Origin of the sequence: Streptomyces sp. 13-12-16 (genome assembly GCF_002114215.1) — a bacterium.
In the GTDB taxonomy this organism is placed as follows: domain Bacteria; phylum Actinomycetota; class Actinomycetes; order Streptomycetales; family Streptomycetaceae; genus Streptomyces.
The window spans coordinates 5588-12546 of record NZ_NCTE01001079.1 but is presented as its reverse complement, the minus strand read 5'-3'; the positions used below and the strand labels follow the sequence as shown (position 1 = coordinate 12546).

The window sequence follows — 6959 nt, the reverse complement described above, 5'->3', positions numbered from 1 at the left end:
CCCCGCCTCCGGGGTGGGGCTGGCACTGGTCCCGGACTGGCCCCTGGAGTACTGGCGGTGGCTGGGGCCGCCCGCCGTTCAGGCCAGTGGGGCACCGGTGCCGCTGCCGGTGCTCGGTGGCCTGCGCGGTCTGTGCCCCGACCCGGCGGCGGCCACTCTCGCCGGACGGAGCGCGGACTTCCCGCTGATGCTGGCCGCAGCCTGGGGCCGGCCCAGCGCGTTCGGCACCCGTGGAACCCAGTTCGACGGCGGCAAGCGCTGCGCTCGACTGCCGGGCCCGCCCTACCTGTTCGTCACCCGCATCGTCGACGCCGGCCTCGAACCGGACCGGCCGTGCCCGGGTTCCTGGCTGGTCGCCGAGTACGACGTACCGGAACAGGCCTGGTACTTCGAGGAGAACGGCACCCGGGTGATGCCGTTCGCGGTGCTCAACGAGGTGGTCCTGCAACCGTGCGGGATGGCCGCGAGCCTGCTCGTGCCGCAACCACCGGACGCCCCCGAGCTGCTCTTCCGCAACCTGCAGGGGAACGGCACCGTCCTGCGGGACATCCCGGCCGGGATCCGCACCCTGCGCACCAGGGTCGAGCTGGGGGACCTCTCGCAGTTCGACGGCGTCACCCTCGTCCCGTTCGAGGTCTCCTGCGAGGCGGTCGACGAGACCGGCGCCCTGCTGCCGGTCATGGAACTGTCCACGCAGTTCGGGTACTTCCCGGTGGCCTCGTTCGCCCGGCAGCCCGGATTGCTCCCCACCGCCACCGAACGCGCCCGGCTGGCCGAACCCTGCGACCGGGTGGTGGAGCTGCGGCATCGTCAAGAACGCTACGGCTCCGGCTCCCTGCGGCTGCCCGGACCGATGCTGCTGATGCTGGACCGGGTCACCGGGTACTGGCCCGATGCCGGACGGGCGGGACTTGGCCGGCTGCGCGCCGAGCGCAAGGTCGACGCCGGGGACTGGTACTTCCGCGCCCACTTCTTCACCGACCCGGTGCAACCCGGATCCCTCGGCCTCGAAGGTGTGGTCCAGCTGCTCCAGTGGTACCTCCTCGAACGCGACGCCGGCACCGGGCTGACCGCCCCACGCTTCGAGTCCGTGGCCGTCGGTCACGAGGTGCGCTGGCTCTACCGGGGCCAGGTGGTGCCGAGCGACGGCGTGGTCACGTTCGAGGCCGAGATCACCGAGTACGGGACCGACGCGCGCGGCCGATACGTACGTGCCGAGGCCTGGCTGTGGATCGACGGACGTCGCATCTACCACCTGCCCCGCATCGGGGTCCGGGTGGTCGACGGCCATCCGGCCGTGCGGGAGCTGGAACTGGACCCGGCAGTGGACACCTGGCTGGACGACCACCGGCCCAACTTCGTGGTTCCCGCGGTGCCCCTGATGACCACGGTGGATCAACTCGCCACCGCCGCGGCCAGGCTGACCGGTCAACCGGTCGTCGGCCTGCGCGAGGTTCAGCTGCACCGCTGGCTTCCCCTGCCCGGCCCCGCGCGGATCCGTACCGACGCCGAACCGGCGGCCGGGGAAGGGACCGCGGTTCGTCTCTCCGTCTGGCGGGAGGCCGGTGAACTGTCCCGGTACGAGGTGGTCGGCGAGGCCACCGTACTGACCGGAACCGTGCCGGGGCCTCCCCCGGCCCTGCTTCCTCCGCTCCCCGACGGCCGGCCGCAGCCGGATCCGTACGAGGCCGCGGAGCTGTTCCACGGCCCGGCGCTGCAGTACCTGACCTCACTGACCGTGGGCTCCACCGGCTCCAGCGCGGTGCTCGACGCCGGACGGGGCACCACGCCGTTCGGCCGGCTGGGGCAGGGGCTGCTCGACGGTTTCCTGCACGCCATCCCGTCCCAGTCGCTCTGGCGGTGGATTCCTGGCCTGTCCCAGGACCTGGTCGGCTACCCCCACCGGTTGCCCTGGCTGGACCTGTACGAGCCGCTGCCGACCAGCGGTGAGCTGCGGGTCGAGGCCCGGTTCGCCGGCTTCGACCAGGGGCACCACCTGCTGCCGGTGATCGACGTCCAGGCCCAGATCGGCACCCGGGTCGTGGCGCGCCTGAGGCTGGTGGAGGTCCTGGTGCGCCTGCCGGGGATCGAACGGGTGCCGCTGCGGGACCGCAGGGCCTTCGCGACGGGCCTCCGGTATGTCCCCACCGCCGGTCTGTCCAGCACCCGGGACGGGATCACCACACTCTCCGTCGACACGGTCCGCCGGTTCGACACCCTGCCGGGCACCACCTCACGGATCTACCGGCTTCCGGCCGGTCTTCCGCTACCCGAACGCAGCACGCGCATCGCCGTCAAGGAGCACGTGTCCGGCCTGGCCAGGGCCCATCCCGGACAGATCGAGGTGGCAGCCGACCTGCGCTCGGCCTGGGTGGCCGGCGCCCCCGGCACGGTCTGGCCGGTGCGGGTCGAACACGAAGCGGACGTGGTGGTGGTGCGTTGCCCTCTCCCCGACTGAGATGCCTGGCCCGGGGTCCGGTACGGTGCCGGCTCCCGCCAAGTGGACCGGCCTCAGGTACCTCTGAGGGGCGCTGTCACATTATTGGGTGCGTGGGTCTCTGGCGGGGCGTGGGGAGGGGCCGGGTTCCGGGCCGCCGGGCCGGCAGGGCTGCCGGGCTCGCCGCTTGTGGGCCGCGCCCCGGTCGGCGCGCTCTGCCGCCTTTCACCGTTCTCCGGTGAGGCCGGCACCTCACTCGGCGCAGACGGTGTGTCAGGTGTTCCGCCGTAAGTCACACCGCACCGCCTGCACGCGACCCGGCTCTTGGTCCTGCCACGTGTCTCGCCATCCCTCCCAGCGGTGGTTTATCCCGGATGCAGCTAGGTGTGAAGGTCCTTCCTCATGGCGTCATTCGTGTGCGGCTGACCGGGAGAAACCACCGGGTGAAGGTGGAGGAAAGGCCCATGTTCAAGTCGAAGAGAGCCCGGAGCATGGCGCTGGCCGGCGCCGGTCTCGCCACAGCGGCGACCGTGGTGGCCGGGGTCGCCGTCGCGGCCCCTGATGGCGGCAGCTCCCAGGCCCCGTACCTGCAGGCCGGTGCTCTGGTCGAAGCCGACGGCACGGTGGTGCGTTCCAAGGGCGTGGCGTCGGTGACCGCCTCGTCGCACGTCTACTGCGTCGAGATCGGCGACCCTGATGTCGATCTCTCCCGGGCGATCGTCACCGCCACCCCGCGCAACACCCCGGGCTCCACCCTCCGTGTCATCCCCGGCAACTGCGCGGGCGGCAAGGGCATCACCGTCAGCAGCCACAACCCTGGCAGAGGGCGGCTCCGTCACGCACCGGCGGAGCCGCCCTCTTCGGTGTCTCGGGAGACCGGACAGCCGGTGGTCGCAGTACGACCTCTTCTGCACGCCGCCGGGAAGACCGGGGCAGCCACCTCCTGACGAAAAAATCGAGGTACCGCGTTGCGCCACCCGAAGTGGTGAACACCCCAGGGCCCGTGCAAAGCGTTTACACGTCATGAATCGCACACGTCACGCTGCAACCGCTCTGCTGCTCGCTCTCGCCGGTCTCGCCTGCGCGCCCACCGCACAGGCTGCCGCGACTCCTCCTGCCTGCACCGAGGAGGGCTTCTTCCCCGATCCTGACGACCAGTCCAAGTTCTACCGCTGCGTGGACATGGACGGCGACGGCACGGAACTCACCCGCTTCGACTTCCAGTGCGGCCCCGGCACCCTGTTCCACCCCGAACTAATCGCGTGCGTCCACCCGTGGCAGATGCCCCCCACGGGCGCATCCGAGAACTTCTGAGGCCAGGAAACCGCGGTGGCCGGGAAGGTGGTGCCCTCCACCTTCCGGACGGGCTGCGGAGTGTGGCGCCTGCGTCCCCCTCCACTTGACGAGGCAGCCGTGCGACAGGACGTGCGGCACTGTTCCGCGGTGCCGTAAGCCATCGCGGGCTGCGGAACAACCCTGACACGAAAGCGGTGAACGATGATGCAGCCCGGAAAGTGGGATCTGCTGAGCGACCCCAGAGATCCCGTATGGGACCAGTTCCTCCAGGCCGCGGGGATGAGTGCCGCTCACCGGGAGGCCCAAGCCATGGTCAGGCCGAGTGAGGAACTCGGCCGTGACGGCGACAGGTGGACCTTGACCAGCTTGTCGGAGCTGTGGACCGACCAGATCACCTTCGCCCTCGGCGAGCAGGTCTCCACCCCTTTGTTCGCCAACGGAATCCAGGCGACCTCCGTGTTCACCGAGGAAGCCGGCACGCTGATCCAGTCGTTCGAGAGCCAGGGCAAGAAGGGCACCATCGTGCGCGAACAGACCCCGGACGGCATGACGGCCGTCTACTCGATCCAAGGCGTCACCGCTGTCCGCAAGTACAGGAAAGTGGCATGACACGCACCGATCCACTGCTGGCGCAGGAGCCGGCCCCACTGGTCAGTCCAGGCCGGACCACGACCTACTGATCAGGAAAGCCGCCTCTGGACACACGAACAAAAGCGGCACCCCGTCCTCGGGCGCGGTGATGACGATGTCCGCTTGGGCGCCGCCCCTGCCCAGGTTGGACCAGGGGCCCGTCGCGGGCAGCACCACCTCGGTCGTACAGGAGGCGATGGTGCCCAACCCGTCCGGCGCGTCGAAGGCGGCCTGCCTATGTCGAAGTAACGCCGCAGGTCATTGACGACACGCCCTGCGCTCGGCAGCACGCGCAACCCCTGCCCCAACGGCGACGACGACGTTCCAGTGGAAGAGATCACACGAAGCCGTCCTTCATAAGGGGAGCAGTCCCTGAATCCCCGCCGTCCGTCTCCAGCCGGAGGGGCGTGGAGGCTCCACACCTGGTGCAGGGTGTGGAGCCCGGCTCGCTCAGCGGAAGGGACCGTCGGTCGCGAAGGCGTGGGCTGCAAAGCGCTTGCCCATTCGACGGTGTGCGGCGGCGGTGGGGTGAAGGCCGTCTGCCAGGTCTTCTGCCTCGTCCGGGCCGAGCAGCTCGCGTCCGTCGAGGTAGTGGAGGTGGGGATCGGACGCCTGTCGTGCCGCGGTGATCCGGGCCAGCTCGGCGCGGACCACCGCCAGTGACAACGCCCCGCCGGCCACATCGGCCGGGTCGCCCAGGGCAGCGAGCCTGCCGTCCGGGCCCGTCGTGGTCGCACCGGGAGCCTCCTCCAGGGCCGGACAGCTCACCGGAGAGATCAGCAGCAGCGGGATGTCCGGATGTCCCTCCCGGATCGTGTCCAGGAACCCGTGTGCCGCTGGACCGAATGTCCGCAGTCGGAAGGCGGACAGGCTCACGATGTTGATGCCCACCTTGAGGCTGATCAGGTCGGCGGGCGTGTCGCGGATCGTCCGGGCCACATAGGGGTCCAGCAGCGCGTTGCCCGCCTGGCTGAGGTTGATCGCCTCCGCCCCTCCGAGCGCAGCTGCCACCACCGGCCAGGTTCCGGTCGGGCCGTCGGCCTCGATGCAGTGGCTGATGGAACTGCCGTGGTGCACCCAGCGGCGCCGCCCGTCCGGCAGCGGCGCCGGCACGTCGCCGTCAGCGCGCAGTGCCACCAGTTCCGTCGGGGTCCGCTGTGGCAGCCACAACTCGACGTCCTTCGTGCCGGCCGGCAGCCCGGCGAACCGTACGGTTCCCGGCTCGCCCGGGATAAGCCGCTGTACGGCCCCGGGCCCGCCATCCGCAGCACGTTGCCCGCGGGCGCCTGCTGACGCCCGGCCAGGGCGCCGTCGACCAGCAACTCCAGCATCCCGGTCGGCCGAGGGCGGGGGGCGGAGTCGAGCTGGCCGGTGAAGGTGAGTACCTCGAACTCCACTGCGCGCGCATCGGTGCGGAACACCAGCCGCACCCCCGAGGGCATCACGGTCACCCCGTGGACTGACGGGTCCTGGTACTGCTCCTTGGTCCACGCGGGCAACCGGCGTGGCATCACCCCTGTCTGTGTGGCCTCCAGGTCCAGCGCGCCCCGTAACTCCACCGGCCCGCCCACCAGTGGAACCGCCCGCATCGCCACCGTCACCGCTCCTGTCCCAGGTCGATGTGGTCCGGGGATGACATCGACCCCGTGCCTTCATGGCTCATCGGCGCCCGCCGAACTCCCAGTCGTGAACCTCGATGTCCGCGTACCTGTCCGGATTCAGGACGGCTCGTGCCCTGTCCGGATCCGGGGCCCTGAGCAGCACCGCCGTACCCAGCCAGGTGTCGCCGTCGTCGGACAGCAGCGGCCCGTACGCGACCAGTTCGTCCCGGTCGGACGGCAGGGCAAGGTCTGCGGCAGGGCCCACGCCGAGACCGAGCACCAGGTAGCGGTTGCCACCGCTCGGACCACCGGGGAAATCCCACATGGTGCGCCCCAGCATGTTGCGCCACCGGCGCAGCAGCACGTCACGGTACGCGCCGGCCTGGTAGTTGGGCTCGTCGAAGGCGAACGCGCGGGCGGCGGCGGGATCGGGCAGATCGACGATGTGCACGCTGCCGGTGGGTGTTTCACCGTCATCGGCGAAGGTCGGGCCGCGAGCGATCAGCTCCTTCGCGTACCGGTCCATGTAGGACCAATGCTCCTCCAGCAGCTCCTCGCGCAACGCGAGGGAGCCAGGCCGATCACGGTGGTGGCAGAAGAACTCCATGACCACAGACCCTTTCTTACCGAGGACACCCGTTCAACTGGCTTTTGGCAACGATGAGCCCGCTCTCCGAACGAGGCGGCATCGGCGGGGAAGACAAGTCCGGGCACATCCCGTGCATGCATCTGGACCACCGGGACCACCGCGACCGGCTCCCGCCCTACGGGCGCGTCGAGTGGCTTGCAGTGGTCCGGTTTCGGCGCACATCGACCAGGGCTCATCGGCCGACCACCACAGCAACGGCCCGCCGACGGAACCGCCCCGGGCCCTGCTGCCCGGCCCGGGGACAGAGGAGGGTGACCTCGCGCGCCATACCGATCGACTCCGGAAAGACCGCCTCAGCATCGAGCGGACGCTGAGGCCCTGGACAGGGCCATCGGCCGCTTCCTCC

Annotated in this window: 5 protein-coding genes and 2 pseudogenes; 4 read left to right on the top strand and 3 right to left on the bottom strand. The window is 70.4% G+C overall.

Translation table 11 applies throughout. From position 1 onward, the window contains the following. The 4 genes and pseudogenes from B7767_RS35555 to B7767_RS45960 form a co-directional block, all read left to right on the top strand. A pseudogene (locus B7767_RS35555) lies at positions 1–2458 on the top strand (hypothetical protein); the annotation flags it as partial. Between the two features lie 443 nt (positions 2459–2901). Further along, a complete protein-coding gene (locus tag B7767_RS46830; RefSeq protein ID WP_179167429.1) occupies positions 2902–3384 on the top strand; it encodes a hypothetical protein in 483 nt (160 codons plus the stop codon). Positions 3385–3460: 76 nt separating this feature from the next. Then, entirely contained in the window at positions 3461–3751 is a 291-nt protein-coding gene (locus tag B7767_RS46825; RefSeq protein ID WP_179167428.1) for a chitin binding peritrophin-A domain-containing protein, read from the top strand. A 339-nt stretch (positions 3752–4090) separates the two neighbouring features. Then, positions 4091–4342 (top strand): hypothetical protein, encoded by a 252-nt coding sequence (locus tag B7767_RS45960; protein ID WP_143652808.1) that lies wholly within the window; start codon positions 4091–4093, stop codon positions 4340–4342. Between the two features lie 42 nt (positions 4343–4384). Here B7767_RS45960 and B7767_RS35540 read toward each other — a convergent pair whose 3' ends face one another. The 3 genes and pseudogenes from B7767_RS35540 to B7767_RS35530 form a co-directional block, all read right to left on the bottom strand. After that, the gene (locus B7767_RS35540) at positions 4385–4570 is read right to left on the bottom strand and encodes a hypothetical protein (protein WP_085575653.1); all 186 of its coding nucleotides are present in this window, start codon (positions 4568–4570) and stop codon (positions 4385–4387) included. A gap of 243 nt (positions 4571–4813) precedes the next feature. Continuing rightward, a pseudogene (locus B7767_RS35535) lies at positions 4814–5952 on the bottom strand (lipase). A 70-nt stretch (positions 5953–6022) separates the two neighbouring features. Next, on the bottom strand, positions 6023–6571 hold the full coding sequence (locus B7767_RS35530; protein WP_085575652.1) for a YciI family protein: 549 nt from the start codon (positions 6569–6571) through the stop codon (positions 6023–6025). Between the last annotated feature and the right edge of the window lie 388 nt (positions 6572–6959).

Bases quoted from the DNA above. Each gene is read 5' to 3' on its own strand.
- B7767_RS46830 (WP_179167429.1), top strand. From the start codon at position 2,902: ATGTTCAAGTCGAAGAGAGCCCGGAGCATGGCGCTGGCCGGCGCCGGT.
- B7767_RS46825 (WP_179167428.1), top strand. From the start codon at position 3,461: ATGAATCGCACACGTCACGCTGCAACCGCTCTGCTGCTCGCTCTCGCC.
- B7767_RS35530 (WP_085575652.1), bottom strand. From the start codon at position 6,571: ATGGAGTTCTTCTGCCACCACCGTGATCGGCCTGGCTCCCTCGCGTTG.